The sequence below is a fragment of the Opitutia bacterium KCR 482 genome, from assembly GCA_029269845.2.
GTDB lineage: Bacteria > Verrucomicrobiota > Verrucomicrobiia > Opitutales > Intestinicryptomonadaceae > Merdousia.
In genome coordinates this window covers 410905-427589 of the sequence record CP149973.1, presented here as the reverse complement: position 1 = coordinate 427589, position 16685 = coordinate 410905, and the positions used below count along the sequence as shown (strand labels likewise).

General features: G+C 56.0%; 12 protein-coding genes and 1 pseudogene. 4 read left to right on the top strand and 9 right to left on the bottom strand.

The window, feature by feature from the left end; genetic code table 11:
- Positions 1-131 precede the first annotated feature (131 nt).
- A complete protein-coding gene (locus P3B99_001720) occupies positions 132-668 on the top strand; it encodes a flavodoxin family protein (GenBank protein WYJ07847.1) in 537 nt (178 codons plus the stop codon).
- Positions 669-755: 87 nt separating this feature from the next.
- Here P3B99_001720 and P3B99_001715 read toward each other — a convergent pair whose 3' ends face one another.
- The 9 genes and pseudogenes from P3B99_001715 to trpS form a co-directional block, all read right to left on the bottom strand.
- On the bottom strand, positions 756-2189 hold the full coding sequence (locus P3B99_001715) for an ATP-binding cassette domain-containing protein (GenBank protein WYJ07846.1): 1434 nt from the start codon (positions 2187-2189) through the stop codon (positions 756-758).
- A 67-nt stretch (positions 2190-2256) separates the two neighbouring features.
- Positions 2257-3738 (bottom strand): ketol-acid reductoisomerase, encoded by a 1482-nt coding sequence (gene ilvC, locus P3B99_001710; GenBank protein ID WYJ07845.1) that lies wholly within the window; start codon positions 3736-3738, stop codon positions 2257-2259.
- 46 nt (positions 3739-3784) lie between these two features.
- Positions 3785-4456, bottom strand: coding sequence for a FadR/GntR family transcriptional regulator (locus tag P3B99_001705; protein WYJ07844.1), 672 nt, complete (start codon positions 4454-4456; stop codon positions 3785-3787).
- A gap of 31 nt (positions 4457-4487) precedes the next feature.
- Complete coding sequence (locus P3B99_001700; protein ID WYJ07843.1) at positions 4488-4718, bottom strand: hypothetical protein; 231 nt, start codon at positions 4716-4718, stop codon at positions 4488-4490.
- Positions 4719-4889: 171 nt separating this feature from the next.
- Positions 4890-6155 (bottom strand): annotated as a pseudogene (locus P3B99_001695) (malic enzyme-like NAD(P)-binding protein).
- Between the two features lie 268 nt (positions 6156-6423).
- Positions 6424-7440 carry an HD domain-containing protein gene (locus P3B99_001690; GenBank protein WYJ07842.1) on the bottom strand — a complete coding sequence of 339 codons (1017 nt, stop codon included), beginning with the start codon at positions 7438-7440 and terminating at the stop codon, positions 6424-6426.
- Between the two features lie 83 nt (positions 7441-7523).
- Positions 7524-8294, bottom strand: coding sequence for an imidazole glycerol phosphate synthase subunit HisF (gene hisF / locus P3B99_001685; protein WYJ07841.1), 771 nt, complete (start codon positions 8292-8294; stop codon positions 7524-7526).
- 9 nt (positions 8295-8303) lie between these two features.
- Positions 8304-9893, bottom strand: a complete 1590-nt coding sequence (locus P3B99_001680) for a hypothetical protein (GenBank protein ID WYJ07840.1) — start codon at positions 9891-9893, stop codon at positions 8304-8306.
- Positions 9894-9905: 12 nt separating this feature from the next.
- The gene (trpS, locus tag P3B99_001675; GenBank protein WYJ07839.1) at positions 9906-10919 is read right to left on the bottom strand and encodes a tryptophan--tRNA ligase; all 1014 of its coding nucleotides are present in this window, start codon (positions 10917-10919) and stop codon (positions 9906-9908) included.
- Between the two features lie 100 nt (positions 10920-11019).
- On the opposite strand from trpS, the gene P3B99_001670 reads away from it, so the two are divergent.
- From P3B99_001670 to P3B99_001660, 3 genes are all read left to right on the top strand, one after another.
- A complete protein-coding gene (locus tag P3B99_001670; GenBank protein ID WYJ07838.1) occupies positions 11020-11679 on the top strand; it encodes an HAD family phosphatase in 660 nt (219 codons plus the stop codon).
- A gap of 6 nt (positions 11680-11685) precedes the next feature.
- Positions 11686-13644: an excinuclease ABC subunit UvrB gene (gene uvrB / locus P3B99_001665; protein ID WYJ07837.1), complete on the top strand. Its 1959-nt coding sequence runs from the start codon at positions 11686-11688 to the stop codon at positions 13642-13644.
- 121 nt (positions 13645-13765) lie between these two features.
- Positions 13766-16579 carry a beta-galactosidase gene (locus P3B99_001660; GenBank protein ID WYJ07836.1) on the top strand — a complete coding sequence of 938 codons (2814 nt, stop codon included), beginning with the start codon at positions 13766-13768 and terminating at the stop codon, positions 16577-16579.
- Positions 16580-16685: the final 106 nt, after the last annotated feature.

The following is a 16685-nucleotide window of genomic DNA, read 5'->3' as shown; positions in this document are numbered from 1 at the left end:
AAAAGCCTCCGCATGGAGGCTTTTTTTTTCGGGAAGAGGGGGTATGTTTTGAAAATGCCGTTTTTTTCCGCAAAACGGCTTGAAAAATGCGTTAGGCGGGGTTTATTTTGAGGGGTAATTTGATTGGAAATATGGCAAAAAAAGTACTTGTAATTTCAACTACACTTAGAAAATCGGGAAACTCCGAGCGGCTTGCGGAGGCGTTTGCCGAGGGCGCGCGCAAGGCGGGCAACGATGTCGAATTCGTGTCGCTTAGGGGAAAGACAATAAACTTCTGCGTGGGCTGTCTCGCGTGCCAGAAAACCGAAAAATGCGTGATTGCCGACGATTCGCGCGAAATTGTCGCAAAGATGAAAACTTCCGACGTTTTGGCGTTCGCAACCCCCGTGTATTACTACGAGATGAGCGGGCAGATGAAAACGCTGCTCGACCGCGCGAACCCGCTCTTCCCCTCCGACTACAAGTTTAGAGACATCTACCTGCTTGCGACCGCCGCCGAGGACGACGAAGAAGCGGTTGACGGCGCGGTAAACGGTTTGGGCGGCTGGATTGCCTGCTTCGAAAAATGCTCTCTCAAAGGCGTCGTTCGCGGCGTGGGGGCGACGGACATCGGCGACATTTCCGCGGCGAAGCTCGACGAAGCCCGCGCAATGGGCGCGAAAATCTAACGCGCCGCGCCGGCATAAAAAACGCCGCATGCTTTTGCGGCGCGGCGGCGTTGCGTGTGAATTTGCACGGTTTTAAGCGCGTCTTTGTTAGGCGCAGGATACCACTTTGCCTTTGTCGAGTTCCAGCTTGCGGGTGAGGCATTTGGGCAGGCGGGTTTCGTAGTGCCCGACGTAAATGATTGTCTTGCCGTATCGAGCAAGGTCGTCGAGGGCGTTGTTGAAGCGGTTTGTCTGCGCGGTGTCAAGCCCCTGGCAAGGCTCGTCGAGAATCAGCAGCGGCGGGTTTTTGACGACCGTCCGCGCGAGCAACGCCATGCGCTGTTTGCCGAGCGGCAAAGCGGAGAGGGGGGTGTCGCGGTCGTTTTTGAGGTCGAAAAATTCGAGGGTGTCGTCTATTTTTTTGCCCTCCGAGTAGCTCACGTCGAGATACCAGCCCATTGTGTCGAGCAGCCCCGACGCGACCGAGTTCCACACGGTCGCGCTTTCGTCGAAGTACCAGTGCATTTCGGGCGAGATTATGCCCATTTTTTTCTTGATGTCCCAAATGCTCTCGCCGCTTCCGCGGGCGTTGCCGAAGAGCCTGATGTCGTTGCCGTACGCCTGCGGGTTGTCGCCGCAAACGAGGCTAAGCAGTGTCGATTTCCCAGAGCCGTTGCGCCCTACAAGCAGCCATTTTTCGCCCGCCTTGACCGTCCACGAAACGCCGTCGAGCACGGTTTTTTCGCCGTACCTCACGCAGACGTTGCGTGCGTCTACAAAAGTTTCGGCGTCGATTTTGGGCGACGCTTTCAAAAATTCGGGCACTTCTCTCTGAACCGTCTCGACGTCTGCCGCGGTTTCGATTTTGTCGGTCTCGACTATTTTTCCGTCGGAAATTTTTGCGAACCTGTTTACGGATTTCGGAAGCTCTGTGTCGGAAGTCGCGATGACGACTGTCGCGCCCGCCGCGCATTCTTCGTCGAGAATGTCGTTGAGCACCTTGCGCGACGCCGTGTCCAGACCCGTGTAGGGGTCGTCGAAAAGCATAATCTGCGGTCTCAGCCACAGTGCCTTAACGAGTTGCAGCTTTTTATGTTCGCCGCTCGAAAGCTCTATCAGCTGTGTTTGGCGGCATTTTGCGAAGCCGAGCCGTTCGAGAATCGGCAGCGCTTTCGCGGTGTCGAGCCCGCGCTCGCGTCCGTAAACTTCAAGCTCGCCGAGCACCGTGAGTGTGTCCTGTTCGGCATGGTAGTTGTATCTCTGCTGGTAGTAGAAGTTTCTGTCGCCTTCAAGGTTCGCGAATTTATACCAGTTGTCCACGTACAGTGCCTCGTGGGGAAGTCCGTTTTCGTCGTAGTCTATCGCGATTTTCCCGCCGAAGCCGACCTTTCCCGCGATTGCCTTTATCAGGCTCGATTTTCCCGTTCCGCTTTCGCCCGAAATCGCCCAGTTTTCGCCTCGCGATATTTTCCAGTTCAGCCCGTCGAAAACGGTTTTGTTTCCGTAGGCTATTTTCAGCGATTCTATTGATACAAGTGCCATGTCTTTAAAGTGTAAAAATTTGCGGCGGAGGACGAATCCCCCGCCGCGAGTTTATCAGTTCCCTAAATTAAAGGGTCTTGATGGGGCGCATCGCCGTCATGTATTTGCGCAGCTTGATGCCGACAATTTCGACGGGGTGGTTGCGGATTGCTTCGTTTACGCGCACGAGAGCGACGTTATCGACCGAGCCGTCCTTGCCTTCGTTGAAGTTTTTGCCGCAGAGGTCGGGCGTAATCTTTTTCATGAAGTCGGCAAGGAGGGGCTTGCAGGCGTTGTAGAAAAGATAGTTGCCGTATTCGGCGGTGTCGGAGATGACGCGGTTCATTTCGTACAGCTTCTTTCTCGCAATCGTGTTGGCGATAAGCGGGGTTTCGTGCAGCGATTCATAGTACGCCGACGGGGGCTGGATTCCCGCTTCGCACATCGTTTCGAACGCGAGTTCGATGCCCGCCGTGACGAATGCCGAGAGGAGCAGGTAGTTGTCGAAGTATTCCTGTTCGCCGATTTTCATGTCGCCCGCGGGGGTGTTTTCGAAAGCGGTTTTGCCGGTTTCTTCGCGCCATTTCAGGAGCTTTGCGTCGCCGTTTTTCCAGTCTTCCATCATTGTGGAGCTGAATTCGCCCGACATAATGTCGTCCTGATGCTTGCGGAACAGCGGGCGCATGATGTCCTTCAATTCCTGGGCGAGCGTGTAAGCCTTGATTTTCGCGGGGTTCGAGAGCCTGTCGAGCATGCCCGTGATGCCGCCGTGTTTGAGCGCTTCGGTGATGACTTCAACGCCGTATTGTCCGAGCTTTGCGGCATACGCGGGGTTGATTCCGTTTTCGACCATTTTGTCGAAGCAGAGGATTGTCGCCGTTTGGAGAAGTCCGCAGAGGATTGTCTGTTCGCCCATGAGGTCCGACTTCACTTCCGCGACGAACGACGATTTAAGTACGCCCGCCTTGTTCGCGCCGAGCCCCACGCAGTACGCTTTTGCGTATGCCCAGCCCTTGCCTTCGGGATCGTTTTCGGGGTGAACCGCCGCGAGCGCGGGAACGCCGAAGCCTCTGAGGTATTCGGCTCTGACTTCCGTGCCGGGGCCTTTGGGGGCTACCATGATTACCGTGATGTCCTTGCGGATTTGCATGCCTTCTTCGACGATGTTGAAGCCGTGCGAGTACGACAGCGCCGAGCCCTGCTTCATCAGGGGCATGACCGCCGAAATTACGTTGCTGTGCTGCTTATCGGGCGTGAGGTTGATTACGAGGTCGGCGGAGGGAATCAATTCCTCGTATGTGCCGACTTTGAAGTTGTTGCCCGTAGCGTTTTTCCACGAAGCCCTCTTTTCGTCGATAGCCGACTGGCGGAGCGCGTAGGAGATGTCGAGGCCGCTGTCGCGGAGGTTAAGCCCCTGGTTGAGACCCTGCGCGCCGCAGCCTACGATTACGATTTTCTTGCCTTTGAGGGCTTCGACGCCGCCGTCGAATTCCGAACGCTCCATCAGTTGCGCCTGATTGAGCTGTATGAGCTTTTCTCTGAGAGGCAATGTGTTGAAATAATTTGCCATGATGTTTTTTTATCCTTTCGTGTTTTTGATTTTTAGTAATAAAAAATTATACAATTCCGTGTTTTATGATATCCTCCGCCACTTTCCACGCGCCGCGTTCGTTGCCGTCTGCTATCTGTTTTACGAGGTTTTCGTGCAGTCCGTACGCCGATTCGAAAATTTTAGACGATTTGTAAATCTGCGCGTACCACTTGCGCAGGTGCGCCGACGCAAGCTCGTAGAATTCGAGCAGAATTTCGTTGTGCGACGCCTGCGCGATTGCCGTGTGGAATTTTATGTCGGCGTCTATCGACTTCTCCAAGTCGCCCGTTTTGTTTGCCTTGGCGATTTCTTCGAGCCGCATTTCGATGTTTGCGATGTCCGCCTTTGTGCGTTTTCGCGCCGCCTTTTCGGCGATTTTCATTTCGAGAATCTGCCTGATTTCGTCCAAGTCGCAACTTTGGGCGCGTTTGAGCCTTTGGGCTATCGGCTCGTTCGTCGCGTACTGAGACACCACGAACGTTCCCTTGCCCTGCATTACGCGCAGAAGACCGATGTTTGAGAGCACGCTCACGGCTTCGCGGATTGTCGAACGTCCCACTCCGTACATGTCGGAAAGCTCCTTTTCCGTCGGCAGTTTCGAGCCTACGGACATCTCGCCCGAGACGATTCGTTTCTGTATCTGTTCGGAAACTTCGTCGGCGAGCGTTTTCTTTTCGACTTTGAGTATGCCCTTCATTTTGTCGTCATATCATCAGATGATATGTTTTTTATTCAAAAAAAGCTTTTCGGCAAGTCAAGCGATTTTTTGCTTTTTTTGCGCAAAAATTTTGCGCCGCGCCGTTCCCGCGTTTCAAATGGCGAGGAGATGTCGCGGCAAGCGGCGCGTTGGTTTTTGCGCGTTGCTTGCGCCGTTTTAATGCGGGGATTTTGTGTGCCGGTAAAATGCCTGCGAATGCCGCGGGCTGCGCGCCCTGCTTCAATAAAAGCGACGCACCCAAGGCTTCCGCCCACCCGCTAAGCGTTGACAATCCGCGCCGCCCCTACCACGCTCCCACTGCGGGCGTATTGAAAAATTTTGCCCAAGCAAAACGCGCAAAAAATTTCGGCGCAAAAAAAGCGGAAGCGGCCAACGACCGCTTCCGCAAAAATTAAGGCTTCGCAGCCCCTTAGATGAGGCTTGCGAGGTGTTTTTCGTACGCGTCCCAATCCGCGATAGGCGAACGCGCCGCGCCCGATTCCATAGCCGCCTTTGCGACCGCCGCCGACACTTTCACAATCAGGCGTTTGTCGAAGGGCTTGGGCAGAATGTAGTTTCTGCCGAATTCGAGCGTTTCCCTGTTGAAGATTTTTTTGACTTCGTCCGTCGCGGGTTCGTGCGCGAGGGCGGCGAGGGCGCGGACTGCCGCGTGCTTCATTTCCTCGTTAATGCACGTTGCGGCGGTGTCGAGCGCGCCCCTGAAAATGTAGGGAAATCCGAGCACGTTGTTGACTTGGTTGGGGTAGTCGGAACGTCCCGTCGCGAAGATGATGTCCTTGCGCGTCGCCGTGGCAAGCTCGTAGGAGATTTCGGGGCGCGGGTTTGCGAGCGCGAAAACTGCGGGGTTTTCGTTCATCGAAAGGAGCATTTCTGGCGTGAGAACGTCGGCGCGGGACACTCCGAGGAACACGTCCGCGCCCTTCAACGCGTCGGCGAGGGTCTTGGCGTCGGTCTCGACGGCGAAGTATTTTTTCATCTCGTTGAGGTCGGAGCGCGACTTCGATATTACGCCCTTTGAGTCGCACATAAGAATGTTCTCGCGCTTTACTCCGAGCGATTCGTACATCTTTGCGCAGCAAATCGCCGCCGCCCCCGCGCCGCTTACGACTATCTTCACTTCGCCGATTTTCTTGCCCGCAATTTCGAGCGCGTTGAGCAGCGCCGCTCCCGTGATTATCGACGTTCCGTGCTGGTCGTCGTGCATGACGGGAATGTCGAGTTCTTCTTTGAGCCTGCGCTCTATTTCGAAGCATTCGGGCGCTTTGATGTCTTCGAGGTTGATTCCCCCGAATGTCGGCGCGATTGCCTTGACCGCGTCCACGAACTTATCGACGTTTGTTTCCGCGACTTCGATGTCGAACGAGTCCAACCCAGAGAATACTTTGAAGAGCAGCGCCTTCCCCTCCATAACGGGTTTGCCCGCGAGAGCGCCGATGTTTCCGAGTCCCAAAACGGCTGTTCCGTTGGAAATTACCGCGACAAGGTTTCCCTTGCCCGTGTATTTGTAGGCGTCGGCGGGATTTTTCTGGATTTCCAGACAGGGTTCGGCGACCCCGGGGGTGTACGCCAGCGACAGGTCTTCCTGCGTGGCGTGCGGCTTTGTCGGCACGATTTCTATTTTTCCGCGCTTGCCTTCGCTGTGGTATCTTAATGCTGCTTCTTTATTTATAGATGACATGGCAATTTCTTCTTTGTGAAAAGTACGGACTATTCCGCCGTTTTTTAAGTGTATATTCCCCCTTATATGGCGCAGAGTGCCCATATTTTCAAGATTTTTATTGCGCAAGAAACCGATTTTTTGAGATTTTAGGCTAAATGCCGAATTTTGCGCGGAGGGGAGCTTTTATTCGTACGCAGGGGCACGTTGGCGGCGACGCCTGCGCGTTGCCGTCGGAAATCGGGTTTTCCCCGCGCGGAGGGTGTACGCGCGGAGGGGAGGGCGCGACTTATTGCGCTTGGTATCTGTCGAGCAGAATGTTGCAGCCGTATGCGGGAATGTAGTCGCTGAATTCGCGCCCGTTCGAATTGCGCTCGCAAGTTGCGACCATTCCGATAAATGCGTCCGCCATGTCGGCCGCGTGCACAATCATCGCCTCAGGCGTTTGCGGAAGCACTACCGCCCCGTATTCGAGCTTTCCGTGGTGGCTTAAAATTATGTGCTCAATTTCTTGCCTAAGTTTTTCGGGCACGCCTACTTTTATCGCCGCGTTCCGCACTATCGCGTAGCCGAGAGCCATGTGCGACTGCAAATTGCCCGCGCGGGTCTTGTCGGTTTCAAGCCCCGTCGAGTATTCCTCGATTTTCCCGATGTCGTGGAGAATCGCGCCCGCCGCCGCCAGCGACGCGTTTACATTCGGGTAGTTCCGCGCCATTGCGACCGCGTTTTTTGCCACGTGCAGCGTGTGTTCAAGCAGTCCGTACTTGTAGTTGTGGTGCACCTTGATTGCCGCAGTGCTTTCTCTGAACGCCTTTGCGTGTTCGCCGAGAATGTCCTTCACAAGCTCGGCGAGCTTGGGGTCTTTGATTTCGGCGTTTATGATTTCGTCAAGCTCGGCGAGCATTTTGTCGGGGTCGTATGGCGACACGGGGACGAGCGGCTTTCCCATGTGCTCGGCAAATTCCGCGTCCTTTTTATAGACTTCCGAAATTTCGGGGCGGAAGTTGTTGTTGTAGAAGGCAACGCTTCCCGAAATGCTCAAAATGTCGCCCGCGCGGACGTTCGTGATTTCCGGGAAAACGGGGTTGCGCCCGAAAACCGCCGACGCGCACGTTCCCGTGGCGTCGCCCATTTCCAAGATGTAGTAGGTAGAGCCGTTTTTGTCGAGCTTGGGGGCGTTCGCCAAAACGCGGACAATCGCCCAGAACTTGGTTCCCGCCGACAGCGGCGATAGTTCGCGAATGCTTTTGTATGCCGAGGGCATTTCGAGCGCGCCTTGAAGGGCTGCAAAATCTTTGAATTCCATGTTTGTCTTCTTTCGAATTTATAAAAATTCGGCAAACGCCGCAAAACGTTTGCCGTTTTATGTGTTGTTTTTTTTGCTTGAAATTAGGATTTTTTGATCTTTCTTGCGGGAAGCCCAGCCGCGATGAGAGCGTCTTTCGCCTGTTCTATCGAGTATGTCCCGAAGTGGAAAATCGACGCCGCAAGCACCGCGTTTGCCCCGCCGAGCTTCACTGCGTCAACGAGGTGTTGCAGGTTGCCCGCGCCTCCCGATGCGATCACGGGAATCGAAACGGCGTCGGAGACCGCCTTTGTAAGGGGAATGTCGTAGCCGTCCTTCGTGCCGTCGGCGTCCATGGAAGTGAGCAGAATTTCGCCCGCGCCGCGCCGTTCGACTTCCCTTGCCCATTCCACCGCGTTAAGCTCTGTCCTGTTTCTGCCGCCGTGGGTAAAGACGTTCCACTTGTTGTCGCCCGTTTTTTTTGCGTCGATTGCCACAACTATGCACTGGTTGCCGAATTTTGCCGACGCTTCCGAAACCAAGTCGGGGTTGAGGATTGCGGCGGTGTTCAGCGAAACTTTGTCCGCGCCCGCGTTTAGCATTTTTCTGATGTCCTCAACCGTGCGAAGCCCGCCGCCTACCGTCAGCGGCATGAAGCACTGCGACGCCGTGCGCTCAACTACGTCAAGCATGATTGCGCGTTTGTCGCTCGACGCCGTTATGTCGAGAAACACGAGTTCGTCCGCGCCCTGCGCTTCGTAGGCTTTCGCTTGTTCGACGGGGTCTCCCGCGTCGATGAGGTTTACGAAATTTACGCCCTTGACTACGCGTCCTGCGTGTACGTCGAGGCATGGTATGATTCTTACGCTTAGCATGTTAAATTGTCAGATTTGTTCAAGGGGGAAGAACAGGTTAAGCTCCGTTTTTTCGCCCGCCGAAATTGAAAATTCCGATTCTCCGTTGGGCGGAACTTCGTCGTTTTTGAGCACCGAAAAGTTTATTTTGCCGTCGAAAGCGGGGAAAACGTAGCGCCATTTCCCGATTTCGAGGTAGTCCATCGGCGTGCCCCTGACGGGCGACAGCCCCGCGCCGTTTCCGCGCAGGAACGGCTTGTTGCCTATGCCGATTAGCGCGTTTACGACAACCACCGCGTCGCCTTTCTTGGGCTTGACGGGCGATTCGCGCGAAATGGGGAGGTCGTCGAAAAGCAGGTTTTCGGAATTTTTTGCGGCTTCCGCGCTCTGCGTGTCGGCCGGCGGAGGAGCTGGGGGAGTCTCTTGTTGCGGTTTTTGTGCGGATTCGACTTTCAGCGGCGAATCCGCCCGCTCAAAAAAATCCTCGTCCGCGTCTTCGGGCGAATCCGTTGCGGCTTCGATTTCGGGGGCTTTCTCTGAAATCGGGGCGGTTTGGGGGGCGGCGGGCGCGGGCGGAGTTTCCGCGCCGCTTGAAATGGCTTGCGCTTCTGCGTTCGTCAATTCGGGAGAGGCGGGGGCTTCGTCCGCGAAGCTTCCGAGCTTTTCGCCGTCTTGGTCGAAAGGCTCTTCGAAGCTTTCGGCGTCGGACGGGGAGGTCGCGTCTTTTTTCGCGCCCATGTTCACGAATTTTTCGACCGACGCCTTTGTGTCTTCCGCGTGTTCGAGCGCGCGTTTGAGGAGTCCGCCCGCGAGGATTTTTGCGGGCGAAAATTCCGCGTTTGCCTCTGCGGCTTCCGCGCTTTGCGTTGCGCCGTCTTCTACGGAGTTGCCGGCTTTCCCTTCGCCGTCTTCGGTCGTTGCGGACTGCGGTTCTTCGGTCGTTGCGGACTGCGGTTCTTCGGTCGTTGCGGTGTCGGGTTCGGGCGCGGAAAGTTTTTGAGGCTCTACGGTTGAGCGGTGTTTGATTTGCGCTTCGCGGAGTTTGAGAATTTCGTCTTTAAGCTCCGTTATTTGGGCGCGGATTTGCGCGAATTCGTCGCCGTCGGACTCCTGCGAGGCGGAGAACAGCTCTTTAATCACGACCATGTCTGCGCCGATTTCTTCAAGCGCGGTTTTTTGCGCCTTGCGCTCGCTTTCGGCTTTCGAGACGCGGGCGGCGAGGTCGTCGGCGGAGTCGGCAATTTCGCCGAATTTGCGCTTTGCGGCGTCCCTCAAATCGACAAGCCCTTTTTGGAGCGCGGGGAGGTCGGAGAGTTTCTCCTCGCCGTTTTCGACGCGTTCGACAAGTTCGGCGAGCGCAAGCCTGAGAGACGCGAGGTCGTCGAAAACTATTTCGAAATTCTTGCGCGCCTCCTGCGTGTGTTCAAATCTTTTCGAGGCTTCGAGCTTGTATTCCAAAACGTAGGGCGCGAGCGCGAGTGCCATTCCCGCAAATACCGCAAGGCAGCACAGCAGAGCCTGCGCCGCGCCGAGGTTCGCCCCCTGTCGGAGCGCGACAGTCAGCGCGAGCAAAACCAGAAGCGCGTCGGCGATGTAAAGCGGAATTTTGGAATTTTTCATTTTCTGCCCTTGCTATTCGAATCTGAGAAAACCGACCTTGCGGTAGACTTTTGCCATCGTTTTGTTCACGCGGCGTTGCGCGGCTTCGTTGCCGCGCTTGACGGCGGCTTCGACGAGGCGTTTGTCGGCGGAGATTTCAAGGTATCTTTCGCGCACGGGCGCGAGCTTTTCGACCACGACGTCGGCGACCGCCTTTTTGAAATCGCCGTATCCCTTGCCCCTGAATTCGTCCTCAATCTGCGTGTACGACATGCCCGAAAGCGACGCCATTATGCCCATGAGGTTCGAGACGCCCGCCTTGTTCGCGGGGTCGAAGCGCACTTCGCCGCCCGAATCGGTAACCGCCGACATAATCTTTTTTGCGAGGACATTCGGTTCGTCCACAATGTAGAGCGTGCCGTTCTGGTTGGGGTCCGACTTCGACATCTTGGAGTCGGGCGATTGTAGCGACATTATTCTTGCGCCCGATTTCGGAATGAACGGTTCGGGCATTTTGAATGTGTCGGAGTATTTCGAGTTGAATTTCTGCGCGAGGTCTCTCGTAAGCTCGATATGCTGTTTTTGGTCTTCGCCGACGGGAATAATGTCGGCGTTGTAGATGAGAATGTCGGACGCCATCAGGACGGGATAGTAGAGCAGGCCGCTGTTGAGCGCGTCTTTGTGCTTTGCCGCCTTGTCCTTGAACTGCGTCATTCTTTCGAGCTGTCCGAGCGGACAGATGCAGCCGAGAATCCACGCAAGTTCGGCGTGCCCGACAATCGAGCTTTGCACGAAAAGGTTGCATTTTTCGGCGTCGAGTCCGCACGCCATGAACTGCGCCACGCAGTCGTAGACATTCTTTTTGAGGTCGGCGGGAACGTAGGGAATTGTGATTGCGTGCATGTCGGCGACGCCGAAGTAGCAGTCGTTGTTTTCCACTAATTCGCCCCAGTTCTTGACCGCGCCGAGGTAGTTGCCGAGATGGAGTTTTCCCGTCGGCTGCGCGGCGGTCAAAACCACTTTTCTATTTTCGGGTTCAGTGCTCATTATTGAGTTCGTTTCTACCGAAAACCTTCGGGCGTTCAACAATTTTTTCCGAAAAAAACGCTTTTAAAAAATCCGCTCTCTGTAAAAATGCCCCGTCAATATGAAAAAAATTGGAGCGATATTTGACTGGGACGGCGTTGTCGTCGATTCCTGCAAGGAGCATTTGGACAGCTGGCGCATGCTCGCCAAAGCCCACGGACACACAATTCCCGAAAATTTCATGCTCGACACTTTCGGCAAGCGCAATGTCGAAATCATACCCGACATCTTGAAGTGGACTTCCGACCCCTCCGAAGTTCAAAAAATGTCGGACGAAAAGGAGGTCTACTACCGCAAAATCGTTGCCGACCGCGGGATTCCGACTGTCGAGGGCGTCCGCGAATTTCTCGCAAAGCTGCGCGACGCCGGCGTCCCGTGCGCGATAGGCAGCTCGACCCCGCGCGAGAACCTCGAACAGGCTCTCGAAAAGCTCGGTCTTTCCGAATATTTCGCCGCCGCCGCCACAATGGAGGACGTAGCGCGCGGCAAGCCCGCCCCCGACGTTTTCCTCTGCGCCGCCGAGAAAATCGGCGTGCCGCCCCGCAAATGCGTCGTTTTCGAAGACTCCGAGGCGGGCATTGACGCGGCGATTGCCGCCCGCATGAAAAGCGTCGCCGTCGCCACTACGCACCCCGCCGACTTCTGGGAAAGCCGTTTCGCGGGATTCCCCGACATTATTATAGAGAACTTCACGCCGCTTTCGGTGTCGGATATCGAATAATCCGAAATGGAGGGCCTTTTCAAACTTTCGTCGAAGTACGCACCGTCGGGCGACCAGCCCAAGGCGATTGACGCGCTGTGCAAAAGCATAGAGTCCGGCTCGAAGTACTCGACTCTTGTCGGCGTAACGGGTTCGGGCAAGACTTTCACGATGGCGAACGTAATCGCCAAGATGAACCGACCCGCGCTGATTATCTCGCACAACAAGACGCTTTCAGCGCAGCTCTATTCCGAGTTCAAGGAGTTCTTCCCCGAGAACGCCGTCGAATACTTCGTAAGCTATTACGACTACTACCAGCCCGAAGCCTACATTCCCCAAACCGACACCTACATTGAAAAGGATTCGTCGATAAACGACGACATCGAAAAACTGAGGATTTCCACGGCAAGCTCGCTCGTCTCGCGCCGCGACGTAATCGTGGTTGCGACGGTTTCGTGCATATACGGCTTGGGCTCGCCCGAGGACTTCCGCAAGATGATGGTGCCGCTGCGAAAGGGCTTGGAAATTTCGCGCGAGAGCCTCGCCGAGCGCATGATAGACATTCGGTATTCGCGCAACGACACGTCGTTCGAGCGCGGGGTTTTCAGGGTTCGCGGCGACGTCATCGACATCTACCCCGCGTATCTCGACACCGCGCTCAGGGTAGAATTTTTCGGCGACGAAATAGACTCTCTCAAAAAAATCGACCCCCTCACGGGCGAAAATCTGGGCAGGCTCGACCGCTTCGACCTCTATCCCGCGACGGGTTTCGTAACTCCCAAAGACGCGGTCGAGGCGGCGGCGGTTTCAATCCGCGCCGAGTTGGAGGAGCGCGTTGCGCAGCTTGAGCGCGAGAACAAACTGCTCGAAGCCCAGCGCATAAAAATGCGCACCGAGCAAGACTTGGACTTGCTCGCCGAAACGGGCTTCTGCACGGGCATAGAGAACTACTCGCGCCACTTGGCGGGGCGTCCCGCAGGCTCGCGCCCGTGGTGTCTGCTCGACTTTTTTCCGAAAGACACCCTGCTGTTTCTCGACGAAAGCCATGTAACTTACCCGCAGATTCGCGGCATGTTCCACGGCGACCGCTCGCGCAAGGAGCGGCTCATCGAATACGGCTTCCGCCTCCCCAGCGCGCTCGACAACCGCCCGCTCCGCCCCGAAGAGTTTGATGCCCTAACGGGGCAGACGATTTTCGTCTCCGCAACCCCCGCACCCTTCGAGCTTTCCGTAAGCGACACCGTCGTAGAGCAAATCAACCGCCCGACGGGGCTGCTCGACCCCGAAATGATTGTCCGCCCGATTAAGGGGCAGGTGGAGGACTGCACCGCCGAAATCAAGGCTGCTGCCGAGCGCGGCGAGCGCGTTTTCGTCACAACCCTCACAAAGCGCATGAGTGAGGAAATTACGGACTATCTGCGCGAAAACGGCGTCAAGGTAGAGTACCTGCACAGCGACATCGACGCAATCGAGCGCGTCGAAATTCTGCGGCGTCTGCGCTTGGGAGAGTCGGACGCCCTCGTGGGAGTCAACCTTTTGCGCGAGGGAATCGACGTTCCCGAAGTGTCGCTTGTCTGCATTCTCGACGCCGACAAGGAGGGCTTTTTGCGCAGCGCAACAAGCCTTATCCAGACGGCGGGACGCGCCGCACGCCATGTTGACGGGCGCGTAATCCTCTACGCCGACAACATCACGGGCTCGCTCAAAACCGCCCTCGACACCTGCCGCCGCCGCCGCGAAGAGCAAATGCGCCACAACGCCGAATTCGGCATTACCCCGCAATCGGTCAGCCGCCCGATTCAGCAGCCGCTTGTGAAAAGGGAAAACAAGTTCGCAAACGTCGGCAAAAAATCGAAAAGCGAAGTCGCTCGGCTCATCGACGAGCTTCAACAGGAAATGCTTTCCTGCGCCGACAGGCTCGACTTCGAACGCGCCGCGGTTCTGCGCGACCAAATCAAATTTATCCGCGAGAATTGCGCCAAGTAGCTTGCTGCCCGCAATAATTTTCTTGCAAAGGATTGGTCGCAAAATACCCTGCGCAAACGTTAGTCCGATTGCGTATCAAACGTATGCGGGGGAGTTTTATTAATCTACAAAACTATACACTATGGGCATATCTAAAAAGTTATGGCTGTCGCTTGCGGTGTTCGTGCTGTCGGCTCTGTCGGCGACGGCGGCGGCAAAATTCAAATTCGTGGAGCTTGCGGGCAACACGCCGCTTACGGCAAACATCGAGGGAGACTACATGCCGATTAACGGGCTGAAAGCGGGAGAAGTCCGCAACTTCGGCGGCATAGATTTTAAAGTGGGCGACTCCGTCATGCGCCTCGATGCCCGCAAGAAGACCGTCCTGAAAGTTCCCGCAAGCAGGGACAGCTACAAGTACCTCTATATTCTTTCGAACCGCGGCGACAAAATCAAAAAGGACAATCCCAAAAAGAACGTTTCATTCCTCTATGTCCGCAACAAGCGCAGCGAAGTTCGCACTTATCCCAAGCTTTTCCTCGACACCGCGAGCATGTCGAAAAGCCGGACGCTCGAAAATTCAAAACCCGTCTACGGCGGCAAAAACGGCGAGCCTTACCTCTACATTTCGGTAGTGCCTATTAACCAAATCCGCGCGGGCGGCGTCGAAGAGATTGAATTCGAGCCGCGCAACCTCGTTTCGTGGAACATCGTCGGCATTACGCTCTCGAATGTGAAAGTCAACACGGGCTTGGTCTGCCGGCTCGGCGGGCAGGAGTGGAAGGCGGTCGATATGTCCGACTTGGAAATTGAGGCAGGCTCCGCGCTCGACATGTCGAACCTCATGACTCCCGCTCCCGCGGGCAAATTCGGCAGGCTGATTGTCAACAAGGACGGGCACTTCGCCTTTGCCGGCAAGCCCGACGAACGTGTAAAATTCAAGGGCACAAACTCGCGCCCCGGCAACAGGTTCGGCAGGGAAATCAAGACGCACGAGGACATCGACAACTACGTCAAAAAATTCCGCAAGCAGGGCTACAACATGCTCCGCTGGCGCATTTCGATGTATCCGCGCGAATTCGAAGCCCCCTTCAAAATGAAGAAAGACGTCCGCGACCTCTACGACTACCTGATTTTCGCGCTTGCCCGCGAGGGCGTCTACTCGCACTGGATGCTCGCAAGCCACGATGTCGGCGAAATCGGCTTCGACTGGTCCGACCGATTCGACACCAAATCGCTCTTCATTTTCGGAGACCCGACCGTCCGCGAGGCGTGGCGCAAGTTCGTCCACATGCAGCTCAACCACGTCAACCCCTACACGGGCAAGGCTTGGAAGGACGACCCCTCCATTGCGACAATCGAATACTTCAACGAGCTTGACACCCTTCTTCCCTTCCACCACGGCATGACCGCAAAGGGCAGGGCTTTTGGAGACTCCGCGTTCCAGAAATGGGCGCAGAAAAAATACGGGAAAATCGACGCGCTCAACAAGGCTTGGAAAACGTCGTTCAAGAGCTTTGCGGAAGTGCGCCCGTTCAATCTCGAAAAGCACAGAAACCCCGTGGACATTCCGCAGTTCGTGCTCGACTCCACGCGCGAAATGCAGCAGTTCTGCGAGAACGTCGTGCGCAATGAAATCGGCATGAAAGCGCCGCTCCACCAGCACAACTGCGTAATCCGCACCGACGTCTACATGCTGAGCGCCGAAGCCGGCAGCTACATGGCGAACAACCTCTATTTCTGCCATCCCAGCGCATTCATGAGCGAAGGCTCGTGCGTGGGGCAGGGCAGCTCGCTTACGCCCGACTACGCCGCCGCCTACTGGCTGCACGCCGCAAACAAGAGAATCGCGGGGCGTCCGTACGCCGTAACCGAATACCAGCACTCGCACTGGAACCAGTACAAGCACGAGGCGGGCGTCCTCTTCCCCGCGTACTCCGCCTTTCAGGATTTCGACAACCTCACCGTCCACGACGAAGCCGTTTCCACGTTGGCTCCGCATAGGCTCGGCTCTTTCGAAGTGTTCAACTCGCCCGTCTACCGCGCCAACGAATTTCTCAGCTGCTTCCTGTTCTACCGCGGCGACGTCAAGCCCAGCCCGCACAGGGTGGACGTCGTCTACAACAAGGAGTATGTCGAGTCGTCGCCGCTGATTGGGCGCGGCATGAACCACGAGCAGGCGAAGCTTGCGTTCATGACGGGCTTCGGCATCGATTTCCCCTCAGCGCGGAAAATCGACGAGCTGAAAAACATTCCCGTAAAGCCCGCCGACATCAAATGGAAGCCCATGGGCGCGGCGAAAAACATTTGGGGCAACGGCTCTGGTCCCGCTCCCGCAATGGAGAAAAAGGACTTCGACATAGCCGCCGCCGCCAAGACCCTCAAACGCGACAGAATCCTCACTGCCGACAACATCTCCGACCCCGCAAAAAACATCTATCAAACCGACACGAAGGAAATCACGCTCGATTTGAACGCGGGAACGGTCAAGGTTATCACGCCGAAGTCGGAGGCAGTCGTCGTCAAGGAAAACACGCGCGACATCAATCTCGACAGGCTTTCGGTGAAGTCGTCGAGCGTTCCCGCGTCGGTCGCGGTTGTGTCCGTGGACGGCAGGCCGCTTGCCGACAGCGGCAGAATGGTGCTTGTCTATAACACCGACAACGCCTCCACCGGCTGCGAGCTTTCGATGGACCGCATGACGCTCGTAAGTGTGGGTTCGTATCCGATTATCGTGCGCACTGGCAGGCTTTCGGCGGAATTCAAACTGCCCGATCAGAACTTTTTTGCGCGGCTTTTCGCCCCGAAAAAGTACAAAGTTTACGCGCTGAAAATCACGGGCAAGAGGGCGGAAGAGGTGAACTTCGAGGTAAGGGACGGCAAGATGATAATAGACCTCGACACCTCCAAGCTGAAAGAACCGGCGGTGTTTTTCGAAATCGTAGACGAGGCGTGAAAGCACCAGTCTAAGGGCGTTTCACGCGCGACCCAGACCGCTTACATACGCCAAGTATGCTACGCGCCCTGTGCCGCGCGCAAAGCCGCCCTTATACAGGCACTTT

What these genes read in the sequence shown, in the direction of transcription:
- P3B99_001690 (WYJ07842.1), bottom strand. Translation starts at nt 7,440, where the DNA reads ATGGAATTCAAAGATTTTGCAGCCCTTCAAGGCGCGCTCGAAATGCCC.
- P3B99_001715 (WYJ07846.1), bottom strand. Translation starts at nt 2,189, where the DNA reads ATGGCACTTGTATCAATAGAATCGCTGAAAATAGCCTACGGAAACAAA.
- P3B99_001705 (WYJ07844.1), bottom strand. Translation starts at nt 4,456, where the DNA reads ATGAAGGGCATACTCAAAGTCGAAAAGAAAACGCTCGCCGACGAAGTT.
- ilvC (WYJ07845.1), bottom strand. Translation starts at nt 3,738, where the DNA reads ATGGCAAATTATTTCAACACATTGCCTCTCAGAGAAAAGCTCATACAG.
- uvrB (WYJ07837.1), top strand. Translation starts at nt 11,686, where the DNA reads ATGGAGGGCCTTTTCAAACTTTCGTCGAAGTACGCACCGTCGGGCGAC.
- P3B99_001680 (WYJ07840.1), bottom strand. Translation starts at nt 9,893, where the DNA reads ATGAAAAATTCCAAAATTCCGCTTTACATCGCCGACGCGCTTCTGGTT.
- trpS (WYJ07839.1), bottom strand. Translation starts at nt 10,919, where the DNA reads ATGAGCACTGAACCCGAAAATAGAAAAGTGGTTTTGACCGCCGCGCAG.
- P3B99_001720 (WYJ07847.1), top strand. Translation starts at nt 132, where the DNA reads ATGGCAAAAAAAGTACTTGTAATTTCAACTACACTTAGAAAATCGGGA.
- P3B99_001660 (WYJ07836.1), top strand. Translation starts at nt 13,766, where the DNA reads ATGGGCATATCTAAAAAGTTATGGCTGTCGCTTGCGGTGTTCGTGCTG.
- hisF (WYJ07841.1), bottom strand. Translation starts at nt 8,294, where the DNA reads ATGCTAAGCGTAAGAATCATACCATGCCTCGACGTACACGCAGGACGC.
- P3B99_001670 (WYJ07838.1), top strand. Translation starts at nt 11,020, where the DNA reads ATGAAAAAAATTGGAGCGATATTTGACTGGGACGGCGTTGTCGTCGAT.